Genomic DNA, 23,294 nt, shown 5'->3' on the forward strand with positions numbered 1-23,294 from the left:
TTACTTACCAGCCTTTCCGGCCTTGCGACGAACGACCTCGCCGGCGTAACGCACACCCTTGCCCTTGTAGGGCTCGGGCTTGCGGATCTTGCGGATGTTCGCGGCGACCTCGCCGACGGCCTGCTTGTCGATCCCGGCCACGGTGAGGCGGTTGTTGCCCTCGACCGTGAACGTGATCCCGGCCGGCGGCTCGACGGTCACCGGGTGCGAGAAGCCGAGCGCGAACTCGACGGCCGCACCCTTCTGCACGACGCGGTAACCGGTGCCGACGATCTCCAGGCCCTTGGAGTAGCCCTGGGTGACGCCGATGATCTGGTTGTTGATGAGCGTGCGGGTCAGGCCGTGGAGCGAACGCGACTCGCGCTCGTCGTCCGGACGGGTGACGAGGACCTGGTTCTCCTCGAGCTTGACCTCGATCGGGTTCGCGACGGTGAGGCTCAGCTCACCCTTCGGGCCCTTGACGGTGACGGCCTGGCCGTCGATCTTCACATCGACTCCGGTCGGGATGTCGATGGGCAGTCTTCCAATACGCGACATGGCGGATTACCACACGTAGGCGAGGACTTCCCCACCCACGCCCTTCTTCTCAGCCTGGCGGTCCGTGAGCAGACCGGAGGAGGTGGACAGGATGGCGACACCGAGCCCGCCGAGCACCTTGGGGAGCTCCGTGGACTTCGCGTAGACGCGAAGGCCGGGCTTGGACACGCGCTTGATACCGGCGATGGAACGCTCGCGGTTCGGACCGAACTTGAGGTTCAGGGTCAGCGTCTTGCCGACGCGCGCGTCGGTGACGTCCCAGCCTGCGATGTAGCCCTCGTTGGTGAGGATCTCGGCAATGTGGGCCTTGAGCTTCGAGTGCGGCATCGACACGGTGTCGTGGTGAGCCGAGTTCGCGTTGCGCAGTCTGGTCAGCATGTCTGCGACCGGATCTGTCATGGTCATTTCGGTTTTTCCTTACGGATCACCAGGTTTCGTTCAGCCGTTACACGACTGACGACCTGTGGTGGAAGCGGGCCGGCCAAGGCGGCCGGCCCGCGGGTGGGCCTTAGTTGGCCGCGTCGTTCGAACGGAACGGGAAGCCGAGCTGCTTGAGCAGCGCGCGGCCCTCCTCGTCGTTCTTGGCGGTGGTCACCACAGTGATGTCCATGCCGCGGACGCGGTCGATGCGGTCCTGGTTGATCTCGTGGAACATCGACTGCTCCGTGAGACCGAACGTGTAGTTGCCGTTCCCGTCGAACTGCTTGTCCGAGAGACCGCGGAAGTCGCGGATACGGGGCAGGGCGAGCGAGAGGAGGCGGTCGAGGAACTCCCACATCCGGTCGCCGCGCAGCGTGACGTGCGCACCGATCGGCTGGCCCTCGCGCAGCTTGAACTGCGCGATGGACTTGCGGGCCTTCGTGACCTGCGGCTTCTGGCCGGTGATGAGGGTGAGGTCGTTGACCGCGCCGTCGATCACCTTGCCGTCACGAGCCGCCTCGCCGACACCCATGTTGACGACGATCTTCACCAGACCGGGCACCTGGTGCACGTTGGTGAAGCCGAAGTCGCCCTGGAGCTGCTTGGCGATCTCGTTCTTGTACTTCTGCTTGAGGCGGGGCTGGATTTTGCCAGTCTCCACTGCAGTGTCGGTCATTACAGGTCCTTACCAGACTTCTTGGCGTAGCGAACGCGGACCGTCTTGGTGACGCCGTCCTTCGTGACGCTCTCTTCGCGGAAGCCGACGCGGGTCGGCTTCTTGGTCTCGGGGTCGACCAGGGCCACGTTCGAGACGTGGATCGGGGCCTCGTGGGTCTCGATGCCGCCGGTCTTCGTGCCACGCTGCGTCTGGCCGACGCGCACGTGCTTGGTCACGAAGTTGACGCCCTCGACGATCACGCGGTTCTGCTCGACGAGAACCTCGATGACCTTGCCCTGCTTGCCACGGTCACCACCGCGGGCCTGCGTGCGGCCCGAGATGACCTGGACCAGGTCGCCCTTCTTGATGTTCGCCATGGGTTACAGCACCTCCGGTGCGAGCGAGATGATCTTCATGAACTTCTTGTCGCGGAGCTCGCGGCCGACCGGTCCGAAGATACGGGTACCGCGGGGGTCACCGTCGTTCTTCAGGATGACCGCGGCGTTCTCGTCGAACTTGATGTAGGAGCCGTCCGGGCGGCGGGTGTTCTTGCGAACACGAACCACGACCGCCTTGACGACGTCGCCCTTCTTGACGTTCCCACCCGGGATCGCGTCCTTGACCGTGGCGACGATGACGTCGCCGAGGCCGGCGTAGCGACGGCTGGAGCCGCCGAGCACGCGGATCGCGAGGAGCTCCTTGGCGCCGGTGTTGTCGGCGACCTTGAGTCGGGATTCCTGCTGGATCACTTGGCCTTCTCCAGAATCTCAACCAGGCGCCAGCGCTTGCTGGCGCTCAGGGGACGGGTCTCGTTGATGAGAACGAGGTCGCCGATGCCGGCGGTGTTGTTCTCGTCGTGCGCCTTCACCTTGGAGGTGCGGCGGATGACCTTGCCGTACAGGGGGTGCTTCACGCGGTCCTCGACCTCGACGACGATGGTCTTGTCCATCTTGTCGCTGACGACGTAGCCGCGGCGGGCCTTGCGGTATCCGCGGACGATGGCCTCGTCGGCCGTCGACTCCGCGGCCGCGGCCTTGGTGGTCTCAGCCATTACTTGGCCTCCTCATTCGTGGTGTCCTCGGCCTCGGCGGCCGGGGCCGCCTTCTTCGCACGGGACTTCTTCTCAGCCTTGGGCGCGGCCTCGGCCGGAGCCGGGGTCGCCCGGATCCCGAGCTCGCGCTCGCGGATCACGGTGTAGATGCGAGCGATGTCGCGCTTCACGGCGCGCAGGCGGCCGTGGCTCTCCAGCTGGCCGGTGGCCGACTGGAAGCGCAGGTTGAACAGCTCTTCCTTGGCCTTCTTCAGCTCGTCGACGAGACGCTCGTCTTCGAAGGTGTCGAGCTCGCTCGAGGCAAGCTCCTTGGAACCGATCGCCATTATGCGTCGCCCTCCTCGCGCTTGATGATGCGTGCCTTGAGGGGCAGCTTGTGGATTGCACGGGTCATGGCCTCGCGAGCGAGCTGCTCGGAGACTCCGGAGACCTCGAAGAGGACGCGACCCGGCTTGACGTTCGCGACCCACCACTCGGGCGAACCCTTACCGGAACCCATGCGGGTCTCGGCCGGCTTCTTCGTGAGCGGACGGTCGGGGTAGATGTTGATCCACACCTTGCCGCCACGCTTGATGTGACGCGTCATGGCGATACGAGCGGACTCGATCTGACGGTTGGTCACATAAGCGGGGGTCAGGGCCTGGATGCCGAACTCGCCGAAGGAGACCTTCGTGCCACCGGTCGCCTGGCCGCTACGGCCGGGGTGGTGCTGCTTGCGGTGCTTGACTCTGCGTGGGATCAACATGGTTATGCCTCAGCTCCTGCCGTGGCCGGCGCCGACTCGGTGGCGGGGGCGTTGCCCCGGCCGCCGCGACGCGGGCGGTCACGGTCGTTGCGCTCGCGCGACGGCTTCTGGTTGGCCTGCTCGCGAGCGAGTTCCTTGTTCGTGATGTCGCCCTTGTAGATCCACACCTTCACACCGATGCGACCGAAGGTGGTCTTGGCCTCGTAGAAGCCGTAGTCGATGTTGGCGCGGAGCGTGTGCAGCGGCACACGACCCTCGCGGTAGAACTCCGAGCGGGACATCTCGGCGCCGCCGAGACGGCCGGACACCTGGATGCGGACACCCTTGGCGCCGGCGCGCTGCGCGCCCTGCAGACCCTTGCGCATCGCGCGGCGGAAGGCCACGCGGGCGGAGAGCTGCTCGGCGATGCCCTGCGCGACGAGCTGGGCGTCGGCCTCGGGGTTCTTGACCTCGAGGATGTTCAGCTGGATCTGCTTGCCGGTGAGCTTCTCGAGATCGGCGCGGATGCGCTCGGCCTCGGCGCCACGACGACCGATCACGATGCCCGGGCGGGCGGTGTGGATGTCGACGCGGACGCGGTCACGGGTGCGCTCGATCTCGATGCGCGAGACTCCCGCGCGGTCGAGCGACGTCTGCAGCAGACGGCGGATCTTGACGTCCTCGGCGAGGTAGTCGCTGTAACGCTGACCCGGCTTGGTGCTGTCCGAGAACCAACGCGACACGTGGTCGGTGGTGATGCCCAGACGGAAGCCGTACGGGTTGACTTTCTGGCCCATTACTTGCTCGCCTTCTTCGTAGCCTTGGCGTCCTCGACCTCATCCGGCGTCGCGAGGACGATCGTGATGTGGCTGGTGCGCTTGTTGATGCGGAAGGCCCGACCCTGTGCTCGCGGCTGGAACCGCTTGAGGGTGGTGCCCTCGTCCACGAAGGCGCGGCTCACGTAGAGGTCCTGCTCGTCCAGGTAGGTGTTGCTCTGGTCGGCCTTGACTCGCGCGTTGGCGATGGCCGAGGCGACGAGCTTGTACACCGGCTCGCTCGCGCTCTGCGGCGCGAACTTCAGGATGGCCAGGGCCTCCTGGGCCTGCTTGCCGCGGATCAGGTTGACGACGCGGCGGGCCTTCATGGGGGTGACGCGGATGTGTCGCACGCGTGCGATCGACTCCACCATTTCTCTCCTCCTTACGTCGCCGCGTTAGCGGCGACGACCCTTCTTGTCGTCCTTCACGTGTCCACGGAAGGTGCGCGTCGGCGCGAACTCGCCGAGCTTGTGACCGACCATGGTCTCGGTGACGAACACCGGGATGTGCTTGCGACCGTCGTGCACCGCGATGGTGTGACCCAGCATGGCCGGGACGATCATCGAGCGGCGCGACCAGGTCTTGATCACGTTCTTGCTGTTGGCCTCGTTCGCGGCGACCACCTTGCGAAACAGGTGCTCGTCGACGAAGGGGCCCTTCTTGAGACTGCGTGGCATCTTCTCGAACTCCTACTTGCGCTTCTTGCCGGCGTTACGGCGGCGGACGATGAGCTTGTCGCTTTCCTTGTTGGGGTGGCGCGTACGGCCTTCCTTCTGACCCCACGGGCTGACCGGGTGGCGACCACCGGAGGTCTTGCCCTCACCACCACCGTGCGGGTGGTCGATCGGGTTCATCGCGACACCGCGGACGGTCGGGCGGACGCCCTTCCAGCGCATGCGGCCGGCCTTGCCCCAGTTGATGTTCGACTGCTCGGCGTTGCCGACCTCGCCGATCGTGGCGCGGCAGCGCGCGTCCACGTTGCGGACCTCGCCCGAGGGGAGGCGCAGCTGGGCGTAGGGGCCGTCCTTCGCGACGAGACGGACCGAGGCTCCGGCGGAGCGGGCCATCTTGGCGCCGCCGCCCGGCTTCAGCTCGATCGCGTGCACGACGGTACCGGTCGGGATGTTGCGCAGCGGCAGGTTGTTGCCCGGCTTGATGTCCGAGCCCGGGCCCGACTCGACGACGTCGCCCTGCTTGAGGCCGGCCGGCGCCAGGATGTAGCGCTTGGTGCCGTCCACGAAGTGCAGGAGCGCGATGCGCGCGGTGCGGTTCGGGTCGTACTCGATGTGCGCGACCTTGGCGTCGACGCCGTCCTTGTCGTTGCGACGGAAGTCGATCACGCGGTACTGGCGCTTGTGGCCACCACCGATGTGACGGGTCGTGATGCGGCCCTGGTTGTTGCGGCCACCGGTCTTCGACAGCGGACGGAGAAGGGACTTCTCCGGCGTCGAGCGGGTGATCTCGGCGAAGTCGGCGACCGAGGAGCCGCGACGACCGGGGGTCGTGGGCTTGTAGTTACGAATAGCCATGTCTGTTTTCCTCTAGTCCTTCGCTCAGCCGACGGCCGTGAAGATGTCGATGGAACCGGACTTCAGCGTGACGATGGCGCGCTTGGTGTCCTTGCGCTTGCCGATGCCGAAGCGGGTGCGACGGGTCTTGCCCTGACGGTTCAGGGTGTTGATCGACGCGACCTCGACCTTGAAGATCGACTCGATGGCGAGCTTGATCTCGGTCTTGTTCGAACGCGGGTCGACGATGAACGTGTACTTGCCCTCGTCGATCAGGCCGTAGCTCTTCTCGGAGACGACCGGGGCGATGATGATGTCGCGCGGGTCCTTGTTGACGGCGGCCATTACGCGTTCACCTCTTCCTTGTTGGACTTGGCGGCGATGAAGCCCTCGAGCGCGGCCTGCGAGAAGACGATGTCGTCGCTCACCAGGACGTCGTAGGCGTTCAGCTGGTCGAAGGTCAGCACGTGCACCGACGGGATGTTGCGGACGCTCTTGAAGGCCAGCTCGTCGTCGCGCTCGAGCACGATCAGGACGTGCTTCGAGGTCGCGATGCCGCTGAGCAGGTCGACGACGGCCTTGGTCGAGGGCGCGTCACCGGCGGTGAAGGCCTGGACGGCGTGGAGACGGGCGCCACGAGCGCGGTCCGAGAGAGCGCCGAGCAGAGCAGCGGCGATCATCTTCTTCGGGGTGCGCTGCGCGTAGCTGCGCGGCGTCGGGCCGTGGACGATGCCACCACCGGTCATCTGAGGAGCGCGGATCGAGCCCTGACGAGCGCGGCCGGTGCCCTTCTGCTTGAACGGCTTGCGGCCGGCGCCGGAGACCTCGCCACGACCCTTGGTCTTGTGCGTGCCCTGACGCGCCGCGGCGAGCTGCGCGGTGACGACCTGGTGGATCAGCGGGATGTTGGTCTGAACGTCGAACAGGGCCTCGGGAAGCTCGATGGAGCCGGCCTTCTTGCCCTTGAGGTCGACGACGTCAATCGAGGTAGCCATTTACCTTAGGCCCCCTTCACTGCGTTGCGGACGAAAACGATGCGGCCACGAGCACCGGGAACGGCGCCCTTGACCAGCAGCAGGCCCTTCTCGGCGTCGATGCCCTGCACCTTGAGGTTCAGGACGGTGACGCGCTCGCCACCCATGCGACCGGCCATGCGCATGCCCTTGAAGACACGGCTCGGGGTCGAGGAGGCGCCGATGGAACCCGGCTTGCGGTGGTTGCGGTGCGCACCGTGCGAAGCGGAGACGCCCTGGAAGTTGTGGCGCTTCATCACACCGGCGAAGCCCTTGCCCTTCGAGGTGCCGACGACGTCGACCAGCTGGCCGACCTCGAAGGTCCCGTCGACGGTGAGCTCCTGGCCGGCCGCGTACTCGGCGGCGTCCGCGGTGCGGACCTCGGTCAGGTGACGGCGCGGCGTGACGCCCGCCTTGTCGAAGTGACCGGCGGCCGGCTTGTTGACCTTGCGCGGGTCGATCTGGCCGTAGGCGATCTGGACGGCGTTGTAGCCGTCGGCCTCGGGGTGCGGACCTGGGTCACGACGTTCGGCGTGATCTCGATGACGGTCACGGGGATGAGCTTGTTGTTCTCGTCCCAGACCTGGGTCATGCCGAGCTTCTTGCCGAGGAGGCCCTTGGAGGTCTTGGTCTCGATGTTGGACATGGTGGCACTCCCCCTTAGAGCTTGATCTCGATGTTGACGTCCGCCGGCAGGTCGAGACGCATGAGCGAGTCGACGGCCTTCGGGGTCGGGTCGATGATGTCGATCAGCCGCTTGTGCGTGCGCATCTCGAAGTGCTCGCGGCTGTCCTTGTACTTGTGGGGCGAACGGATCACGACGACCACGTTCTTCTCGGTGGGAAGGGGCACCGGGCCGACGACGGTCGCGCCGGCACGGGTCACCGTGTCGACGATCTTGCGCGCCGAGGTGTCGATGACCTCGTGGTCATACGACTTAAGCCGGATGCGGATCTTCTGTCCCGCCATGTCTGACTCTCTCTCTTGTTATGGCGTCGTACGAGACGGCTCTCTCGAGTCGTTCTTCGCATTGGACGCGGTGCGACGTACGCGTGGGGAACGCCACTATTCTTCTGTCAACTCGTTTTCGAACCTGTTGCAGGCACAGAGTTAGCCCCTGGCCTCTTGGGTGTTCGAATTGAGCGTGTCCTGCTGCCTGCGGCCTAACCTCATATTGCCAAAACCGCGGAAAAACACGGTGCAACGGGCTATGCACTGCCTGGCAGTGATCCGGTCTGAGCGCGCACCTGCGCACACGTCCCGAAATGTTGAACTAGACAAGTTTGCCAGATCGCGGCCGATGCTGCAACCCGGGCGTGTCGCGACCGAGCACTGGGCGTCTGCGGTAGTTAGTAACGACTGCGTCGGGTCGATCCTCCGCAGTCGTTACACGGTACCGCAGTCATCCCAACGCAGCCTGGGATCTGACGACAATCCGGCCGCGATGAGTGCGTCGACGAGCTGCCCCGGCACCTGGACAGCGGGCCACCTCCAGCGCACGACCCTCCATCCAAGAGCGCGGAGTCGGTCCTCGCGGATCTTCTCGTCCAGCACCACACGATCCGCCGACCTGCCGCCGCGCAGAGCCGTGTCGAGGTACTTCGCGTCACCATCCGCTTCGCCGATGATCCGCTCGTGCCCGACGGTGTCCTCGCATCGGTTGCGCCGTCAGCCAGGCCGCGAGAAGTGCCCCCTGCCCGACCTCTCGGACCACGTGATCCGCGACCGCGACTGCATCGGCTGTCGTAGATGAGGCGGCGAGGTCGACAACGGTGCGTGCTGCGCTGGTGCACCGTAGCCCGTCCATTTCGACGATGTCCGCGTCGGGCACGTGCAGGGAGTGCACCCTCACTCCTTTCACAGATCGGCCGCCAGTCGTGCGCCCGACGGCGACGTGGATGTCGTCCCCGCGTTCCGCGGCGAAGGCAGCCCGTGCAGAAGTGCCGCCGACCAATGGGAGAAGACGGGTGGTGTCGTGCGCGTGCGAGCATACGCGCTGAGCCTCACCACGAGCTGGTCGCGGCGACCGAGCGCATCCCATTCGACCCGGCTCACGTACGCGCCGCGCCCGACGCGCACTTCGTCGCCGCGTCGTGCTGCCCGCGCGTGCTGCTGACGGGTTTCCCCGTAGCCGCGGAGGTGGCGGACGAGAACGGCGGGCGGGAGGGAGTCGGAAGCCATGCTCCCGGTCTAGGCGTGGAGGCCGCATCGTTGGATGCATCTGGCGGATTCTGTGGATAGTCCGCGAAAAGCGCCGGACGGGGTGAACGCGTCTGCGGTGGTTCGGAACGTGCGCGGCTGCGCGCGCAGGCGCAGACGTTACGAAGGACCGCGGACACGAAGGAGCGGGGCCGGCTCTGCCGACCCCGCTCGAGTGGCGCCTCGCGCCGCCACTCAGCTGATGTTCACGACCGCTAGGCGGTTCCCGAACTATCCGTACGAGATCCTGTCAGCGGTGTGGGCTGGTTTGCGAGGCCTTCGGTATCCATAGGCGCTCCTCTCGTCGACGGGAACCGTCCGGTTGAAACGGTGCGTCAATTCTGCGACGCGAATGCCGAGAGGTAAACCCCGTGCGGACAATTGCCGATAAACGAAGAAGAGGGCCGGGCCCGAAGGCCCGACCCTCTCACAAGGAGGTCGCGAACGACTTACTTGTTGATCTTCGTGACGGTACCGGCGCCCACGGTGCGGCCACCCTCACGGATGGCGAAGCCGAGGCCCTCCTCCATGGCGATCGGCTGGATGAGCTCGACCGACATGTCGGTGGTGTCGCCGGGCATGACCATCTCGGTGCCCTCGGGCAGCGAGATGACGCCGGTGACGTCGGTGGTACGGAAGTAGAACTGCGGACGGTAGTTCGTGTAGAAGGGGTTGTGACGGCCACCCTCGTCCTTGGACAGGATGTAGGCGGTGCCCTCGAAGTTGGTGTGAGGGGTCACAGAACCCGGCTTCGCGACGACCTGGCCGCGCTCCACGTCCTCGCGCTTGGTGCCGCGGAGGAGCAGACCACAGTTCTCGCCGGCCCACGCCTCGTCGAGCTGCTTGTGGAACATCTCGATACCGGTGACCGTGGTCTTCTGCGTCGGGCGGATGCCGACGATCTCGACCTCGGAGTTGATGGCGAGGGTGCCGCGCTCGGCGCGACCGGTGACGACGGTGCCACGACCGGTGATCGTGAAGACGTCCTCGATCGGCATCAGGAACGGCTTGTCCTTGTCGCGCACCGGGTCCGGGATGGAGTCGTCCACGGCCTCCATGAGGTCGAGGATGCTCTGGGTCCACTTCTCGTCGCCCTCGAGAGCCTTCAGGCCCGAGACGCGGACGACCGGAGCGTTGTCGCCGTCGAAGTCCTGGCTGGAGAGCAGCTCGCGGACCTCGAGCTCGACGAGCTCCAGGATCTCCTCGTCGTCGACCATGTCGGACTTGTTCAGCGCGACGAGCAGGTACGGAACGCCGACCTGCTTGGCGAGCAGAACGTGCTCACGGGTCTGAGCCATCGGGCCGTCGGTGGCGGCGACCACGAGGATCGCGCCGTCCATCTGAGCCGCACCGGTGATCATGTTCTTGATGTAGTCGGCGTGACCCGGGGCGTCGACGTGCGCGTAGTGGCGCTTCGGGGTCTCGTACTCGACGTGCGAGATGTTGATCGTGATACCACGCTGACGCTCTTCCGGAGCCGAGTCGATCGACGCGAAGTCGCGCTGCACGTTGGTCGCCGACGGGTACTTGTCAGCAAGCACCTTGGAGATCGCCGCGGTGAGCGTCGTCTTGCCGTGGTCGACGTGACCGATGGTTCCGATGTTCACGTGCGGCTTAGTCCGCTCGAACTTGGCCTTAGCCACTGTGGTCCTCCTCAGGACTCTCGTGCAGGTCCTCCGGTCGACGGATTTCGACCGGTGGATCTGCGGGATTGGTTTCTTATGTTACGGGATGTTGCCTGGAAGCAGCGACCGAGGTCACTCGCCCTTGCTCTTCTGGACGATCTCGTCGGCAACGGCCTTCGGGACCTCCGCGTAGCTGTCGAACTGCATCGAGTACACCGCGCGGCCCGAAGTCTTCGACCGCAGGTCGCCGATGTAGCCGAACATCTCGGACAGCGGGACGTTCGCGCGAACGACCTTGACGCCGCTCGCGTCCTCCATGGACTGGATCTGCCCACGACGCGAGTTCAGGTCGCCGATGACGTCGCCCATGTACTCCTCCGGCGTGCGCACCTCGACCGCCATGAGCGGCTCGAGGAGCACCGGGTTCGCCTTCCGAGCGGCCTCCTTGTAGGCCATCGAGCCGGCGATCTTGAACGCCATCTCCGAGGAGTCGACGTCGTGCGACGCACCGTCGACGAGCGTCGCCTTGACGCCCACCGTCGGGAAGCCGGCGAGCACGCCGACCTGCATCGCGTCCTGGATACCGGCGTCGACCGAGGGGATGTACTCGCGCGGCACGCGACCACCGGTGACGGCGTTCACGAACTCGTACGAGGTCTCCGGGGTGACCTCCATGGGCTCCAGGCTGATCTGCACCTTCGCGAACTGACCGGAACCACCGGTCTGCTTCTTGTGGGTGTAGTCGTACTTCTCCACCGTGCGGCGGATGGTCTCGCGGTAGGCCACCTGGGGCTTGCCGACGTTCGCCTCGACGTTGAACTCGCGCTTCATGCGGTCGACGAGGATGTCGAGGTGGAGCTCGCCCATGCCCTTGATGACGGTCTGGCCGGTCTCCTGGTTCTGCTCGGTGCGGAACGTCGGGTCCTCTTCGGCCAGCTTCTGGATCGCGGTGCCCAGCTTCTCCTGGTCGGCCTTGGTCTTCGGCTCGATAGCGACCTCGATCACGGGCTCCGGGAAGGTCATCGACTCGAGCACGACCTGGTTGTCCGGGTCGCTCAGGGTGTCACCGGTGGTGGTGTCCTTGAGGCCGATCACCGCGTAGATGTTGCCGGCGGTGACGAAGTCGACCGGGTTCTCCTTGTTGGCGTGCATCTGGAAGATCTTGCCGATGCGCTCCTTCTTGCCCTTGGTCGAGTTGACGACCTGGGCGCCGGAGTCGATGCGACCCGAGTAGACGCGCACGTAGGTGAGGCGACCGAAGAACGGGTGCACGGCGACCTTGAAGGCCAGCGCCGAGAACGGCTCGGTGGCGTCGGCGTGACGCATGATGACCTGCTCCTCGTCACGCGGGTTGTGCGCCTCGATGGCGGGCACGTCCAGCGGGGACGGGAGGTAGTCGATCACGGCATCGAGCATCGGCTGCACACCGCGGTTCTTGAACGCGGAACCGCAGAGGACCGGGTAGATCTCGTTGTTCACGGTGAGCTTGCGGATGGCCGCCTTGATCTCCGGAACGGTGATCTCCTCGCCGCCGAAGAACTTCTCGAGCAGCACGTCGTCGGTCTCGGCGACGGTCTCGATCAGCTTCGCGCGGTACTCCTCGGCCTTGGCCTGCAGGTCGGCGGGGATCTCCTGGACCTCGTACTTGGCGCCCATGGTGACATCACCCTTGGCGTCGCCCGGCCAGACCAGCGCGCGCATCTCGATCAGGTCGACGACGCCGATGAAGTCGGACTCGGAGCCGATCGGGAGCTGCATCACCAGCGGCTTGGCGCCGAGGCGGGAGACGATAGTGTCGACCGTGAAGTAGAAGTCGGCGCCCAGCTTGTCCATCTTGTTGACGAAGCAGATGCGCGGGACGTTGTACTTGTCGGCCTGGCGCCACACGGTCTCCGACTGGGGCTCCACGCCCTCCTTCGCGTCGAAGACGGCGACCGCGCCGTCGAGCACGCGGAGCGAGCGCTCCACCTCGACGGTGAAGTCGACGTGACCCGGCGTGTCGATGATGTTGATCTGGTTCTTGTTCCAGAAGCAGGTCACGGCCGCGGACGTGATGGTGATGCCGCGCTCCTTCTCCTGCTCCATCCAGTCGGTGGTCGAGGCGCCGTCGTGGGTCTCGCCGATCTTGTGGTTGACGCCCGTGTAGAACAGGATGCGCTCTGTCGTGGTGGTCTTGCCGGCATCGATGTGCGCCATGATGCCGATGTTGCGGACCTTCTTCAGGTCGGTGAGCACGTCCTGTGCCACAGGGTTCCTCCGAAAAGTAGAGAGTGGAAGGTGTGCCGTCCGGGCGCGGCACTGATTGTTACAACGCCCGGACGGCCAGATTTATTACCAGCGGTAGTGCGCGAAGGCCTTGTTCGACTCGGCCATCTTGTGCGTGTCCTCACGGCGCTTCACCGCGGCGCCGAGGCCGTTCGAAGCGTCGAGGATCTCGTTGGTGAGACGCTCGGTCATCGTCTTCTCACGACGACCCTTGGCGTAGCTGGTGAGCCAGCGGAGCGCCAGCGTGTTGGCGCGGTGCGGCTTGACCTCGACCGGCACCTGGTAGGTCGAGCCGCCGACGCGGCGGCTGCGGACCTCGAGGGTCGGACGGACGTTGTCGAGAGCCTTCTTGAGCACGGTGACCGCGTCCTGGCCGGACTTGGTGCCCACGCCCTCGAGCGCGTCGTAGACGATGCGCTCGGCGAGGCCCTTCTTGCCGTCGAGGAGGATCTTGTTGACGAGCTGGCTGACGACCGGCGAGCCGTACACCGGGTCGGCGACGACGGGGCGCTTCGGAGCGGGACCCTTGCGAGGCATTACTTCTTCTCCATCTTCGCGCCGTAACGGCTGCGAGCCTGCTTGCGGTTCTTGACGGCCTGGGTGTCGAGCGCGCCACGGACGATCTTGTAGCGGACGCCGGGCAGGTCCTTCACACGACCGCCGCGGACGAGCACCATCGAGTGCTCCTGCAGGTTGTGGCCCTCACCGGGGATGTAAGCGGTGACCTCGGTCCCGTTCGAGAGCTTCACACGGGCGACCTTGCGGAGCGCCGAGTTCGGCTTCTTGGGGGTGGTGGTGTAGACACGGGTGCACACGCCGCGCTGCTGGGGGTTGGCCTTCAGGGCGGGGGCCTTGGTCTTGGTGACCTTCGGCGTCCGTCCCTTGCGGACCAACTGCTGAATGGTTGGCACTGAACTTCTCCTTATTTGGACTGCACGGTGACAGTTGTTGCTTTTCCCGCACCCCGAACCGCCCGCATCGCGGGTCGTTTCAGACGGTGGGAGTATCGGCCCCGACCAATGGCTGTGACCATTCGGTCCCGGGTCGATATGCCGTGGGGATGAGTACGTGCCGGCCCGCTCGTCCCGCGCCCGGAAGTGGGCATGGAGCAAGCGCGCAGCAGAGCGCACACCCGATAAATACTATCCGGCGGGTCCCTCCCGGTCAAATGAGCACGGGGTGCTAGAGGCCCTGTCCGCGGACGGCGAAAAGGGGCGGCCGTCCCGATGGACGGCCGCCCCTTCGCAGGCGGTGCCGGTGCGGCTCAGCCGCCGATGCCCTTGGCCAGCTCGCTGTCGACGTTCTGCAGCGCGTCAGCGGCCTTGGTGAGGAACTGCGACATCCCGTCGAGGCCGTTGACCGCCTCGGTGGTGCCCTTGGTGAACTGCTCGTACGAGGTGTGGAACGCGCCCGACGCCTGGTCGGTGACGAAGCCGCCGTTGACGAGGCCGTTCACCAGGTTCTGGAGTTCGTGGAGCTTCGCGGTGATGTCGTCCTTGCCCGCGATGAGGCGGTTGGCGGCATCGGTCATCTCGCCGTACGTGACGTTCATGTTGGCCATGACGGTCCTTATCCCTTCGTTGTTCGAAAAGAGGCCGTACCCCGGGGCCGACCAGCTACGTCCACCTAACCAGGCGGCCGGTCGCGACGGAATGGGGAGCACTCCCCATGTGCACGGCTTCATCCGCGCAGGCCCAGCGGGATAGCCTGACAGCCATGCCGTCCTACAGCACGATGAGGCCGAACCCGAACTCCGCGGCGGCGAAGGCCGCGCGGCGGTCGAAGCGCTCGGGCGCCGATCGCGCGGCGACCCCGCCGTCGTCGGCCTCCGTGATCCTGCGGCCGATCGGATACCTGATCGTGGCGGTGGTCTGGACGGCCCTCGGGATCGTCACCCTGCTCCTGCCGGCGGCGCTCCCGTTCGGGCTGTGGAGCACCAACCCGGACTTCAGCTCGCGTGAGTTCGTGACCGGTGGCGACACGGTCGTCACCGTGCTGTTCCTGGTGTTCGCGGTCGTGGTGCTCGTGCCGTTGCTCGGCTACGCGTTCGTGGCCCTGCCGCTCGCATCCGTCCCGCTGGCGGTCCTCGCGTGGACGTACGTCGCGCGCAGCCTGCGGCCGTCGTACGCCGGAGAGCGGCTGTCCAGCACCGGGTGGTCGCGCGAGGTCATCGGGCCGCCGACCCTCGGCCCGACCGCGCTCTCGCTGCTCCCGGTCCGGTTGACGCCGTGGACGCGGTTCTGGGCCGAGCTGATGATGCTGGGCTGGCGGCCGGGGCTCGGCGTCCTGTGGGCGGCCATCCCGTACGGCCTGGCGTCGTTCCTCGTCGCGGGCTGGCTGTTCTGGCCGGTCGGGACGGTGGCCGCGGTGCTGTGGACCGTCGTAACGGCCGCGCTGGTCGTCGCCACGGTCGTGCTCGTGGTGCGGGCGTACCGCGGCCGGGTCAGCGACCGTCGGCCGTCGCCGCGACCGGCGACCGGAAGCTGATCGAGTCGATCATCGCGTCGAACAGCTCCAGGTAGAGGTCGGGCGCGGTCGCCATCGGCGCGTTGATCCGCGCGTGGATGAGGCGGTCGCCACCAGGAGCGGCGAAGCGGTAGTCCGCCACGAGCTCCGGAGCGGACTCCTCCTCGTACGTGGTCTGCCGGACCGCCGAGCGCCGGCGCGCCGGCCCGATCGACAGGTCGAGCGCCTCGTCGCCGGGAAAGCAGCGGGCCAGGTGCACGCCCGCTTCGTCGAGCGCCTCGGGTCGCGTCGGCCACTCCTCGCGCGACAGCACCAGCGACGCCGGGAAGGGGACGCCCGGCAGGATCTCGAGAGAGAGGGCGAGCGCGAACGCGCTGCTGTCGTTCGCCAGAGCGACCAACCGCTCGAGCTCGGTCTTGGCTGTGCGGCGCACGCGCGCGAGCCGGTCCGCGCGGCCCACCCGCTGGGCGACCAGGCGCTGGATGCGGCGCGCGGCGGCCTCGTCGTCGTGCAGCGGGATCATCACCCAGGTGCCGGGGAAGACGATGGTCAGCTCATCGCCGAGGTCGGTCAGGCGGGCGTCGCTCACGCGAACTCCCCCAGCGTGATGCGCAGCGAATCCGCGATCTCCTGCGTCTCCTCGACCATGTCGGAGAATCCGCCGACGAACGCCGACCGGAACACCATCTGGAAGGCCTGCGCCGAGCCGACCGGGAAGATCGCGAACACGACCCGCTGCTCGAGGAGCGCATCCCCCGCATCCTCGTCGGCGAGCGCCGTCAGATGCGTGAAACCGATCAGCTCGCCGGTCGCGTGGGCGGTGCGCCACGACCGGAAGCCGAGGATGCGGAAGCCGGGTTCGGTGTGCTCGCTCTCGGCCTCGACGGCCGCGAGGTAGCTCTCGGGTGAGTCGTCGGTCTCGAGCTGCAGCAGCTCGAAGGTCTGGAAGGCGTTCAGGACGCCGGCCTCGGGCACCGGGATGAAGACGCGGGCGCGCGTGGCTCCCGTCGGATCCTCCTCGTGCAGCACCCGCTGCAGAGCCTGCAGGCGCTCCACCAGCTCGCCCGCCGCATCCCCCGCGGGGAGCGACGCGACCAGGCGCTCCGCCCAGTCGTCGCTGCCCTGGTCGCTCAGCAGCTCGACGTCATGCCAGTCGTCGGGCGCCTCGAATGAGAAGTCGACGATGTCCTTCGAGCGCAGCGTCATGCGCGATCCACCCCTCAGCCGTTGTGGCTCTTGTACGTCGGAAGGTACGTGTCGGCCTGCTTGAGCGCGAACTTCTGCAGGTCGACGCTCGGCAGCTGCGGCAGGTCGGTGTGGTTGCGGCCGCCATCGAGCTTGTTCACGACGCTGTCGACCTTACCCGGCACGTTGATCAGCTCTGCCCCCTTGTTGTAGAGCGCGCTGCCCTGGCGGTACGCCGCCGTGGCGGTGAGGATGCTGAACTCGCCCGCCTTCACGTCGTGCGTCACGGCGCGCACCACGTTCTGGTCGAGGCCCGTCAGCGTCCGCAGGGCCTTCGCCTTGTCCGCTCCGTTCGTGACGAGCGCCTTGTAGGCCTCGCGCTGCGCCGCGGCCGATTCGCCGGCGGCCTTCCAGACGTTCAGGTCCTTGGCCGGGTTCTCGAACAGCTTCTTGGTGGCCGACTTCATCAGCCGCTTGCCGATCTGCGCCTTGAGCATCGCGTTGGGGCTCGTGCGCACGCCGGCGACGGCCTTCGGGATGCGGGCGAGGCCCTTGATGCGGGCGGCCTTGCCGAGGAACGAGAAGATGCGTCCGCCGAAGATGCTGAGCACGACGGTGACGGCGGCGCCGAGGATGTCGAGGAACGTGCCCTCGCCGTTCGCGAACTTGACCACCGCGTCCACGAGCTTGATGATCGCTGCGGCGAGCGCGATGACGGCGAGCACCTGCCCGAGGATGGGGACCCACGACAGGAAGATGGCGAGCACGCCGGCGATGTCGCCGATCGTCTCGATGACATCCATCACCTTGTCCCAGAAGCCGGGGTTCTTGAGCCCGTTGTTGTGGTGGTCGACCACGTCGACGATCGCGCTCACCGCCTTCTCGGCGGCGCGGTTCTTGCGCTCGCGGGCGTCGTACCAGGCCTGATGCGCCGCCTGGAGGGCCGCGTTGGCGGCACGGGCGGCGTCGTCGGCCTTGTCGGCGGCCTTGCCCGCGTCGGCGGCGTCCTCCGGCTTGGCGCTCTGCTGGGTGGTGTGCGCGGTGGTCGCGGCCTTGTGCGCGGCGTCGGCGTCGCCCTGCTTCTCGTTGATGAGGGTGATCGCCTTCTCGGCGTCGTCCTGCGCGCCGCGCAGCTCTCCCGCATACGCGAGCAGGGCGGCGGCCGTCTTCGCGTAGCGGTCCTTGGCTTTGTCGATGTCGTCGGCGGTGTCGCGCGACATCTCCTGCAGCTTGGAGACGGCCTGGGACGTGTAGCCGTCGAGGTCGTGGATCTTCTTCAGCTCCGTGACGGAGCGCTGGATGGCCTCGCCGATGGACTGGTAGTGCCGGGCCTTGGCCTCGAGTACGCCGGGGTCGCCGGTGAGGGGCTGGAACTCCGTGTCGCTCACTTGTGCGCTCCGCTCTTGTCGGCTTCGACGGCCTTGGCGAGATCCCCGTCCACCTTCACGAAGTTGTCGGCGACCGCGGCGATGACCTGCTGCACGTTCTTCACGTTCTCGGTCATCTCCTTGCGCTTCTCGTTCCACTTGTGCGCGAAGTCGCGGACGTGATCGTGGAGGTCGTCATGCCCGGTCGCGTCGGCGACCCCGTCGCTGAAGTCGTCGGCGTTCTGGAACTCGCGCACGACGGCGTCGAGGTCGTCGCGCAGCTGCACCAGTTCGTCCAGCTTGAGTACGAGATCGGCCACTGTTCCTCCCCTGTCGTTCGATCCTGCCGAAGCCAACGTACCGGTGGCCCAGCGCGAAGCCGATGGGGAGCGGTCCCCATCCCCCTCTATCGGAGGTACTGGGTATGGTGCAGAAGTGCGACTGAAACTGACTCTCGCCCGCCCGTCCGGCAGCAGCGATGACATCGTCGTCACCGCGGACGCCGCGGCCAGCATCTCCGAGGTCGCGGCCACGATCGCGCGCATCGATCCGCGCCGCACCGGCCCGGTCGCCGCGCCCGGCGCGTTGACTCTGCGTGCACAGCTGCCGGGACAGGCCGACCCGCTGATCCTGCCGCCCGACGCACCGGTCGGCGAGGCATGGATCGGGAGCGGCGCGACGGTCGCACTGGCCGACGCCGGGCTGCACTACGCGGCCCCGGAGCTCGGCGACGTGCCGGTGATCGCGACGCTGCGCATCCTGAACGGGCCCCAGGAGGGCGCGACGTTTCCGCTGCGGGCGGGGACGACGGTGCTCGGCCGCGACGAGTCCTGCGACATCGTGCTGGAGGACCCGCTCGTCTCGAAGCGCCACGTCCGGTTTGAGGCGGGCGACGGCGTCGAGGTCGTCGATCTGGGCTCGGCGAACGGCGTCGTCGTCGACGGCGGCCTTGTGACGCGGTTCACCGTGCGTCGCGCCGAGACGCTGCTGCTGGGCGACACCGAGGTCGAGCTGGAGGTGCGGGCGGCGTCCGAGCTACCGGCCGCGACGCCGACCGCCGGCCCGATCTTCTTCAACCGGTCCCCGCGCGTCGAGCGACGCTATGCGGGCCAGGTCTTCCAGGCGCCGGAGGTGCCCGGCGAGAAGGACGACCCGCCCTTCCCGCTGCTCGCGATGATCACTCCGCTGCTGCTCGGCGGCGCGATGTTCCTCCTGACCAAGAACCCCACCTCGCTGCTCTTCGTGCTGCTGTCGCCGGTCATGCTGGCCGGCAACTACGTCAGCAACCGGACCCGCGGCAAGCGCAAGCTGAAGAAGCAGATCGCGGTGTTCGAGCAGCGGCTGGAGGCGCTGTCCACCAAGCTGGACCAGGAGCGCGTCACCGAGGTGCGCGTGCGGCAGGCCGAGACGCCGACGACCGCCGACGCCCTGTCGGAGGCGATCCAGCGCGGCCCGATGCTGTGGACGCGGCGGCCCGAGCACTGGTCGTTCCTCAATCTGCAGCTGGGCCGCGGCTCCATGCGCTCGCGCAACAGCGTGCAGGCGGTCGACCGCGCGGAGCTGATCGAGGAGTTCCAGGAGCGGTTGGACGCGGTGGTCTCCGCCCACGAGCGCGTGGACGACGTGCCGGTGCTCGACAACCTCTACGAGTCCGGCGCGCTCGGAATCGCCGGCCCCGCGGATCTCACCGCCGGATCGGTCAACTCCGTGCTGGTGCAGCTCACCGCGCTGCACTCCCCCGCCGAGCTCGCCGTCGCCGCCCTGGTGTCGCCGCGCTGGTCGCGCGAGCTCTCCTGGCTCAAGTGGATGCCGCACACCTCCTCGCCGCACAGCCCGCTGCCGGGCGGCCACCTCGCCGACAGCGCGTCCAGCGCCGCGGGTGTGCTGAGCGCGCTCGAAGGGCTGATCGAGGAGCGGCTGGCGGCCGCCCGAAACGGCGTGCAGCGACGTGGCGCGATGGAGCAGGAGCGCGCCGCCCTGGAACGCGGTGCGGAGGTCGGCCGGTCGCAGACGACCGACGGAACACCGTCGCCGGTCCCCGCTGTGGTGGTGGTCATCTCCGATGACGTCGCTGTCGACCGCGCCCGGCTCGTGCAGCTGGCGGAGGCGGCCGCGGACGCCGGGGTCTTCCCGATCTGGGTGTCGGAGGACGTGGCCGCGCTCCCCGCCGTCTGCCGCACCTTCCTGCAGCACACGGACCAGCCGCACCGCGCCCGCGCCGGCTTCGTCCGGCTGGGCGAGACGGTCGAGGACGTGGTGACCGAGCCGGTCAGCACCGCGACCGCACTCGACTATGCGAAGCGGATGGCGCCGGTCATCGACGCCGGCGCGCTCGTCGCCGACGCGAGCGACCTGCCGCGGTCCATCTCGCTCGTCACGCTGCTCGGGCACGAGCTGGCCGAGTCGTCGAGCGCTGTCGTCGACCGCTGGCGTCAGAACGCATCCATCCACGACCGGTCGTCGGCCGCGCGCCCGGCACGCCGACGGCCCGGCACGCTGCGCGCCACGATCGGCTCCGCCGGCGTGGACGCCATGCACCTCGACCTGCGCACGCAGGGGCCGCACGCGCTGGTCGGTGGCACGACCGGCGCCGGCAAGAGCGAGTTCCTGCAGGCGTGGGTGCTCGGGATGGCCGCCGAGTACAGCCCGGACCGGGTCACCTTCCTCTTCGTCGACTACAAGGGCGGATCGGCCTTCGCGGACTGCGTCAGCCTCCCGCACTGCGTCGGCCTGGTCACCGACCTGAGCCCGCACCTCGTCCGCCGCGCGCTCACCAGCCTGCGCGCCGAGCTGCACCACCGCGAGCACCTGCTCAACCGCAAGAAGGCCAAGGACCTGCTCGAGCTGGAGAAGCGCGGCGACCCCGACAGCCCGCCCGCGCTGGTGCTCGTCATCGACGAGTTCGCGGCCCTGGTCGGCGAGGTGCCGGAGTTCGTGGACGGCGTGGTCGACATCGCGCAGCGCGGACGCTCGCTCGGCATCCACCTCATCATGGCGACGCAGCGCCCGGCAGGCGTCATCAAGGACAACCTGCGCGCCAACACCAACCTCCGCATCGCGCTGCGCATGGCGGACGAGTCGGACAGCCAGGACGTCGTCGGCGTTGCGGATGCGGCCCACTTCGACTTAGGGCTCCCGGGCCGCGGCATGGCGAAGACCGGGCCGGGGCGGCTCGTGCGGTTCCAGTCCGCGTACGCAGGCGGATGGACCACGCGGGAGCCGGAGCGCGCCGGCGTCGAGGTCGCGGAGCTGCGCTTCGGCGGCGAGGTGCGCTGGGAGGAGGAGCAGGCCGTCGAGGAGCCGGAGCGCGACCTCGGGCCGACCGACCAGCAGCGGCTGGTCGCCTCGATCGTGCGCGCGCAGGCCGCGGCTCACATCCCCGCTCCCCGGCGGCCGTGGCTCGACGAGCTCGCGGCGGCCTACGACCTCGGCCTGCTCCGCCAGCGCACGGACGCCGAGCTGCTGCTGGGAGTCGCGGACATCCCGGACCGGCAGGAGCAACGACCCGTCTACTTCCAGCCGGACGTCGACGGCAACATCGCCGTCTACGGCACCGGCGGCTCGGGCAAGTCGACCGTGCTGCGCACCCTCGCCTCCGCCGCAGCGATCACCCGCGCGGCGGCCCGGTGCACGTGTACGGTCTCGACTTCGGCGCGGGCAGCCTGCGGATGCTCGAGAAGCTGCCGCACGTCGGGTCGGTGATCGCGGGCGACGACCCCGAGCGGATCATCCGCCTGTTCCGGATGCTCAAGGAGACCCTGGAGGATCGCGGCCCGCGCTTCGCCGAGGCCAACGCGTCGAACATCACCGAGTACCGCTCGCTGACCGGGCGGCACGACGAGCCGCGCATCCTGCTGCTGGTGGACGGCTTCCCCGCCTTCCGCGAGGACTTCGAGATCCCCGCCGGGCGATCGCAATGGTACGACGTTTTCCGCGACCTGCTCGCCGACGGACGTCGACTCGGAATGCACGTCGCGCTCGCCGGGGACCGCGCGGGCGCCGTCCCGACCGCGATCGGCTCCCTCGTGCAGCGCCGCGTCGTGCTGAGGCTCGCGGACGACGGCTATGGGATGCTCGACGTGCCCTCCGACATCCTGTCGCCGGCATCCCCTCCCGGCCGCGCCATCGTCGACGGCTACGAGACGCAGGTCGCCGTCCTCGGCGGCTCGCGCGCGGTGGCGGACCAGTCGGAGGCGATCCGTCGGCTGGCGGAGGCGATGGAGCGCGCGGGCATCGTGCCGGCGCCGGTGGTCGGCTCGATGCCGAAGGAGCTCGCCCCCTCGTCGCTGCCGGACAGCATCGGCGGGCAGCCGGTGCTCGGCGTCGGCGACGTCGACCTGGGACCGCTCGGCTTCGAGCCGTCGGGGACGCTGCTCGTCGCGGGCCCTCCGGCGAGCGGCCGGACCACCGCGCTCGCGGCCATCGCGGACGCCGTCGCCCGCTTCGACGCGGAGACGCGCCTCTACTACGTGGGCAGCGCGCGGTCGCCGCTCGCCGCGTCCGGCGTCTGGACCGACCGGGCGCTGACCCCGGCCGAGGCCGCGGAGCTGGCGAAGGACCTCGCGGCCGCGGTCGCCGATCCGGACACCGAGGGACGGATCGCGGTGTTCGTCGAGGCGATCGGCGACTTCCTTCAGACGCCGGCGGACTCCGCGCTCGTCGAGCTGATCCGCGCCGTGCGCCGCAGCGACCACCTGCTGGTGGCCGAGGCGGAGACCAGCGCCTGGGGGTCGTCGTGGCCGCTGCTCGGCGAGGTCAAGAACGGCCGTCGCGGTCTGCTGCTGCAGCCGGACGCGATCGAGGGCGACCTGCTGCTGAAGACCCCGCTTCCCCGGTTGAACCGGTCGGAGTTCCCTCCTGGGCGCGGGGTGTTCATCCAGAAGGGCGGCTTCACGCGCGTGCAGGTGCCCTTGGTGGATGCCTCGCTGCCGGCGCACGTCCGGGTCTGAGCGGGGTCACTCCTCCTCGTCGCGTTCCCAGGGCCAGCGCGGGCGTCCGCGCTGCCGGAACCGCCCGACCAGTACCAGCTGGTACAGCAGGGTGACGAGGAACGCCGCCAGGCCGACGGTGATCGCCGGCCAGCGCAGCAGTTGCGAGAACGCGAACAGCACGTAGTGGAACGGGTCGTCCGGATGCGCGAACGCGCCCGCGATGCCGCCCGCGGCGATGAAGACGGCGTAGCAGGCGACCCCGACCCCGAGCGCCACGCCCGGGGACACCCGCTGGCGGTCGGCGGGCACGCGGACACCGAGCACGATGAGGAAGACCAGCAGCATCGCGGATGCCGCGATCACCATGATCGGCCCGAGCAGCGGACCCGCCGCCGGGTCGTCGATCGGGTCGCTGTCGGTCGCGAGGGCGATCAGCCCGAAGGCGGCGACGAGCAGGGCGAGGTAGAGCCCGGTCGCGAAGAACGCGACCACGACGGCGTACGCACGCTCGTCACGCATGGATCACC

Annotated in this window: 26 protein-coding genes and 2 pseudogenes; 2 read left to right on the top strand and 26 right to left on the bottom strand. The window is 68.0% G+C overall.

Translation table 11 applies throughout. The annotated features are described in order from the left end of the window. The 21 genes and pseudogenes from A0130_07240 to A0130_07340 form a co-directional block, all read right to left on the bottom strand. The gene (locus A0130_07240; protein ID ANF31490.1) at nucleotides 1–537 is read right to left on the bottom strand and encodes a 50S ribosomal protein L6; all 537 of its coding nucleotides are present in this window, start codon (nucleotides 535–537) and stop codon (nucleotides 1–3) included. Nucleotides 538–543: 6 nt separating this feature from the next. After that, nucleotides 544–942, bottom strand: coding sequence for a 30S ribosomal protein S8 (locus tag A0130_07245; protein ID ANF31491.1), 399 nt, complete (start codon nucleotides 940–942; stop codon nucleotides 544–546). A gap of 103 nt (nucleotides 943–1,045) precedes the next feature. After that, nucleotides 1,046–1,633: a 50S ribosomal protein L5 gene (locus A0130_07250; GenBank protein ID ANF31492.1), complete on the bottom strand. Its 588-nt coding sequence runs from the start codon at nucleotides 1,631–1,633 to the stop codon at nucleotides 1,046–1,048. After that, nucleotides 1,633–1,992 (bottom strand): 50S ribosomal protein L24, encoded by a 360-nt coding sequence (locus A0130_07255; protein ANF31493.1) that lies wholly within the window; start codon nucleotides 1,990–1,992, stop codon nucleotides 1,633–1,635. Before A0130_07255 ends, A0130_07250 begins: the two co-directional genes overlap by 1 nt. A gap of 3 nt (nucleotides 1,993–1,995) precedes the next feature. Beyond that, nucleotides 1,996–2,364 (bottom strand): 50S ribosomal protein L14, encoded by a 369-nt coding sequence (locus A0130_07260; protein ID ANF31494.1) that lies wholly within the window; start codon nucleotides 2,362–2,364, stop codon nucleotides 1,996–1,998. Further along, nucleotides 2,361–2,666, bottom strand: a complete 306-nt coding sequence (locus tag A0130_07265; protein ANF31495.1) for a 30S ribosomal protein S17 — start codon at nucleotides 2,664–2,666, stop codon at nucleotides 2,361–2,363. Before A0130_07265 ends, A0130_07260 begins: the two co-directional genes overlap by 4 nt. Continuing rightward, nucleotides 2,666–2,992, bottom strand: coding sequence for a 50S ribosomal protein L29 (locus A0130_07270; GenBank protein ID ANF31496.1), 327 nt, complete (start codon nucleotides 2,990–2,992; stop codon nucleotides 2,666–2,668). The genes A0130_07265 and A0130_07270 overlap by 1 nt, the downstream gene beginning before the upstream one ends. Beyond that, nucleotides 2,992–3,411, bottom strand: a complete 420-nt coding sequence (locus A0130_07275; protein ID ANF31497.1) for a 50S ribosomal protein L16 — start codon at nucleotides 3,409–3,411, stop codon at nucleotides 2,992–2,994. Before A0130_07275 ends, A0130_07270 begins: the two co-directional genes overlap by 1 nt. A gap of 2 nt (nucleotides 3,412–3,413) precedes the next feature. Beyond that, a complete protein-coding gene (locus A0130_07280) occupies nucleotides 3,414–4,187 on the bottom strand; it encodes a 30S ribosomal protein S3 (GenBank protein ANF31498.1) in 774 nt (257 codons plus the stop codon). Then, entirely contained in the window at nucleotides 4,187–4,579 is a 393-nt protein-coding gene (locus tag A0130_07285; protein ANF31499.1) for a 50S ribosomal protein L22, read from the bottom strand. Before A0130_07285 ends, A0130_07280 begins: the two co-directional genes overlap by 1 nt. Before the next feature lie 24 nt (nucleotides 4,580–4,603). Continuing rightward, the gene (locus tag A0130_07290) at nucleotides 4,604–4,885 is read right to left on the bottom strand and encodes a 30S ribosomal protein S19 (protein ANF31500.1); all 282 of its coding nucleotides are present in this window, start codon (nucleotides 4,883–4,885) and stop codon (nucleotides 4,604–4,606) included. 12 nt (nucleotides 4,886–4,897) lie between these two features. Then, entirely contained in the window at nucleotides 4,898–5,737 is an 840-nt protein-coding gene (locus A0130_07295) for a 50S ribosomal protein L2 (protein ANF31501.1), read from the bottom strand. A gap of 24 nt (nucleotides 5,738–5,761) precedes the next feature. Continuing rightward, entirely contained in the window at nucleotides 5,762–6,061 is a 300-nt protein-coding gene (locus tag A0130_07300) for a 50S ribosomal protein L23 (GenBank protein ID ANF31502.1), read from the bottom strand. Then, a complete protein-coding gene (locus tag A0130_07305; protein ID ANF31503.1) occupies nucleotides 6,061–6,711 on the bottom strand; it encodes a 50S ribosomal protein L4 in 651 nt (216 codons plus the stop codon). Before A0130_07305 ends, A0130_07300 begins: the two co-directional genes overlap by 1 nt. A 5-nt stretch (nucleotides 6,712–6,716) precedes the next feature. After that, a pseudogene (locus tag A0130_07310) lies at nucleotides 6,717–7,375 on the bottom strand (50S ribosomal protein L3). Nucleotides 7,376–7,389: 14 nt separating this feature from the next. Continuing rightward, a complete protein-coding gene (locus A0130_07315; protein ID ANF31504.1) occupies nucleotides 7,390–7,698 on the bottom strand; it encodes a 30S ribosomal protein S10 in 309 nt (102 codons plus the stop codon). 1,679 nt (nucleotides 7,699–9,377) lie between these two features. Then, nucleotides 9,378–10,571, bottom strand: coding sequence for an elongation factor Tu (locus A0130_07320; protein ID ANF31505.1), 1,194 nt, complete (start codon nucleotides 10,569–10,571; stop codon nucleotides 9,378–9,380). A 114-nt stretch (nucleotides 10,572–10,685) separates the two neighbouring features. Then, nucleotides 10,686–12,800: an elongation factor G gene (fusA, locus tag A0130_07325; protein ID ANF31506.1), complete on the bottom strand. Its 2,115-nt coding sequence runs from the start codon at nucleotides 12,798–12,800 to the stop codon at nucleotides 10,686–10,688. Nucleotides 12,801–12,884: 84 nt separating this feature from the next. Next, entirely contained in the window at nucleotides 12,885–13,355 is a 471-nt protein-coding gene (locus tag A0130_07330; GenBank protein ID ANF31507.1) for a 30S ribosomal protein S7, read from the bottom strand. Further along, nucleotides 13,355–13,729: a 30S ribosomal protein S12 gene (locus A0130_07335; protein ANF31508.1), complete on the bottom strand. Its 375-nt coding sequence runs from the start codon at nucleotides 13,727–13,729 to the stop codon at nucleotides 13,355–13,357. Before A0130_07335 ends, A0130_07330 begins: the two co-directional genes overlap by 1 nt. Before the next feature lie 353 nt (nucleotides 13,730–14,082). Further along, nucleotides 14,083–14,379 carry a type VII secretion protein gene (locus tag A0130_07340; GenBank protein ANF31509.1) on the bottom strand — a complete coding sequence of 99 codons (297 nt, stop codon included), beginning with the start codon at nucleotides 14,377–14,379 and terminating at the stop codon, nucleotides 14,083–14,085. A 155-nt stretch (nucleotides 14,380–14,534) separates the two neighbouring features. Between A0130_07340 and A0130_07345 the strand changes: the two genes are divergently transcribed. Then, entirely contained in the window at nucleotides 14,535–15,305 is a 771-nt protein-coding gene (locus A0130_07345) for a hypothetical protein (protein ANF31510.1), read from the top strand. On the opposite strand, the gene A0130_07350 is transcribed toward A0130_07345, so the two are convergent. The 4 genes from A0130_07350 to A0130_07365 are packed head-to-tail and all read right to left on the bottom strand — an operon-like array spanning nucleotide 15,262 to nucleotide 18,156. Beyond that, complete coding sequence (locus A0130_07350; GenBank protein ANF31511.1) at nucleotides 15,262–15,873, bottom strand: hypothetical protein; 612 nt, start codon at nucleotides 15,871–15,873, stop codon at nucleotides 15,262–15,264. The two genes, A0130_07345 and A0130_07350, sit on opposite strands and share 44 nt — an antisense overlap. Next, complete coding sequence (locus A0130_07355) at nucleotides 15,870–16,490, bottom strand: hypothetical protein (GenBank protein ID ANF31512.1); 621 nt, start codon at nucleotides 16,488–16,490, stop codon at nucleotides 15,870–15,872. The genes A0130_07350 and A0130_07355 overlap by 4 nt, the downstream gene beginning before the upstream one ends. Before the next feature lie 14 nt (nucleotides 16,491–16,504). Further along, nucleotides 16,505–17,857 (bottom strand): hypothetical protein, encoded by a 1,353-nt coding sequence (locus A0130_07360; protein ANF31513.1) that lies wholly within the window; start codon nucleotides 17,855–17,857, stop codon nucleotides 16,505–16,507. Next, the gene (locus A0130_07365; GenBank protein ANF31514.1) at nucleotides 17,854–18,156 is read right to left on the bottom strand and encodes a hypothetical protein; all 303 of its coding nucleotides are present in this window, start codon (nucleotides 18,154–18,156) and stop codon (nucleotides 17,854–17,856) included. Before A0130_07365 ends, A0130_07360 begins: the two co-directional genes overlap by 4 nt. A 115-nt stretch (nucleotides 18,157–18,271) precedes the next feature. Between A0130_07365 and A0130_07370 the strand changes: the two are divergent. Next, nucleotides 18,272–22,785: pseudogene (locus A0130_07370) on the top strand (phosphopeptide-binding protein). 6 nt (nucleotides 22,786–22,791) lie between these two features. Here the strand turns inward: A0130_07370 and A0130_07375 are convergent. Beyond that, on the bottom strand, nucleotides 22,792–23,286 hold the full coding sequence (locus A0130_07375) for a hypothetical protein (GenBank protein ID ANF31515.1): 495 nt from the start codon (nucleotides 23,284–23,286) through the stop codon (nucleotides 22,792–22,794). Nucleotides 23,287–23,294: the final 8 nt, after the last annotated feature.

The organism is Leifsonia xyli (assembly GCA_001647635.1).
In the GTDB taxonomy this organism is placed as follows: domain Bacteria; phylum Actinomycetota; class Actinomycetes; order Actinomycetales; family Microbacteriaceae; genus Leifsonia; species Leifsonia xyli_A.

Excerpts from the sequence above, each read along its gene's own strand:
- A0130_07340 (ANF31509.1), bottom strand. The coding sequence starts at position 14,379 with ATGGCCAACATGAACGTCACGTACGGCGAGATGACCGATGCCGCCAAC.
- A0130_07315 (ANF31504.1), bottom strand. The coding sequence starts at position 7,698 with ATGGCGGGACAGAAGATCCGCATCCGGCTTAAGTCGTATGACCACGAG.
- A0130_07300 (ANF31502.1), bottom strand. The coding sequence starts at position 6,061 with ATGGCCGCCGTCAACAAGGACCCGCGCGACATCATCATCGCCCCGGTC.
- A0130_07275 (ANF31497.1), bottom strand. The coding sequence starts at position 3,411 with ATGTTGATCCCACGCAGAGTCAAGCACCGCAAGCAGCACCACCCCGGC.
- A0130_07285 (ANF31499.1), bottom strand. The coding sequence starts at position 4,579 with ATGGTGGAGTCGATCGCACGCGTGCGACACATCCGCGTCACCCCCATG.
- A0130_07265 (ANF31495.1), bottom strand. The coding sequence starts at position 2,666 with ATGGCTGAGACCACCAAGGCCGCGGCCGCGGAGTCGACGGCCGACGAG.
- A0130_07375 (ANF31515.1), bottom strand. The coding sequence starts at position 23,286 with ATGCGTGACGAGCGTGCGTACGCCGTCGTGGTCGCGTTCTTCGCGACC.
- A0130_07330 (ANF31507.1), bottom strand. The coding sequence starts at position 13,355 with ATGCCTCGCAAGGGTCCCGCTCCGAAGCGCCCCGTCGTCGCCGACCCG.
- A0130_07305 (ANF31503.1), bottom strand. The coding sequence starts at position 6,711 with ATGGCTACCTCGATTGACGTCGTCGACCTCAAGGGCAAGAAGGCCGGC.
- A0130_07355 (ANF31512.1), bottom strand. The coding sequence starts at position 16,490 with ATGACGCTGCGCTCGAAGGACATCGTCGACTTCTCATTCGAGGCGCCC.
- A0130_07270 (ANF31496.1), bottom strand. The coding sequence starts at position 2,992 with ATGGCGATCGGTTCCAAGGAGCTTGCCTCGAGCGAGCTCGACACCTTC.
- A0130_07250 (ANF31492.1), bottom strand. The coding sequence starts at position 1,633 with ATGACCGACACTGCAGTGGAGACTGGCAAAATCCAGCCCCGCCTCAAG.
- A0130_07290 (ANF31500.1), bottom strand. The coding sequence starts at position 4,885 with ATGCCACGCAGTCTCAAGAAGGGCCCCTTCGTCGACGAGCACCTGTTT.
- A0130_07255 (ANF31493.1), bottom strand. The coding sequence starts at position 1,992 with ATGGCGAACATCAAGAAGGGCGACCTGGTCCAGGTCATCTCGGGCCGC.
- A0130_07345 (ANF31510.1), top strand. The coding sequence starts at position 14,535 with ATGCCGTCCTACAGCACGATGAGGCCGAACCCGAACTCCGCGGCGGCG.
- A0130_07245 (ANF31491.1), bottom strand. The coding sequence starts at position 942 with ATGACCATGACAGATCCGGTCGCAGACATGCTGACCAGACTGCGCAAC.
- A0130_07295 (ANF31501.1), bottom strand. The coding sequence starts at position 5,737 with ATGGCTATTCGTAACTACAAGCCCACGACCCCCGGTCGTCGCGGCTCC.
- A0130_07280 (ANF31498.1), bottom strand. The coding sequence starts at position 4,187 with ATGGGCCAGAAAGTCAACCCGTACGGCTTCCGTCTGGGCATCACCACC.
- A0130_07240 (ANF31490.1), bottom strand. The coding sequence starts at position 537 with ATGTCGCGTATTGGAAGACTGCCCATCGACATCCCGACCGGAGTCGAT.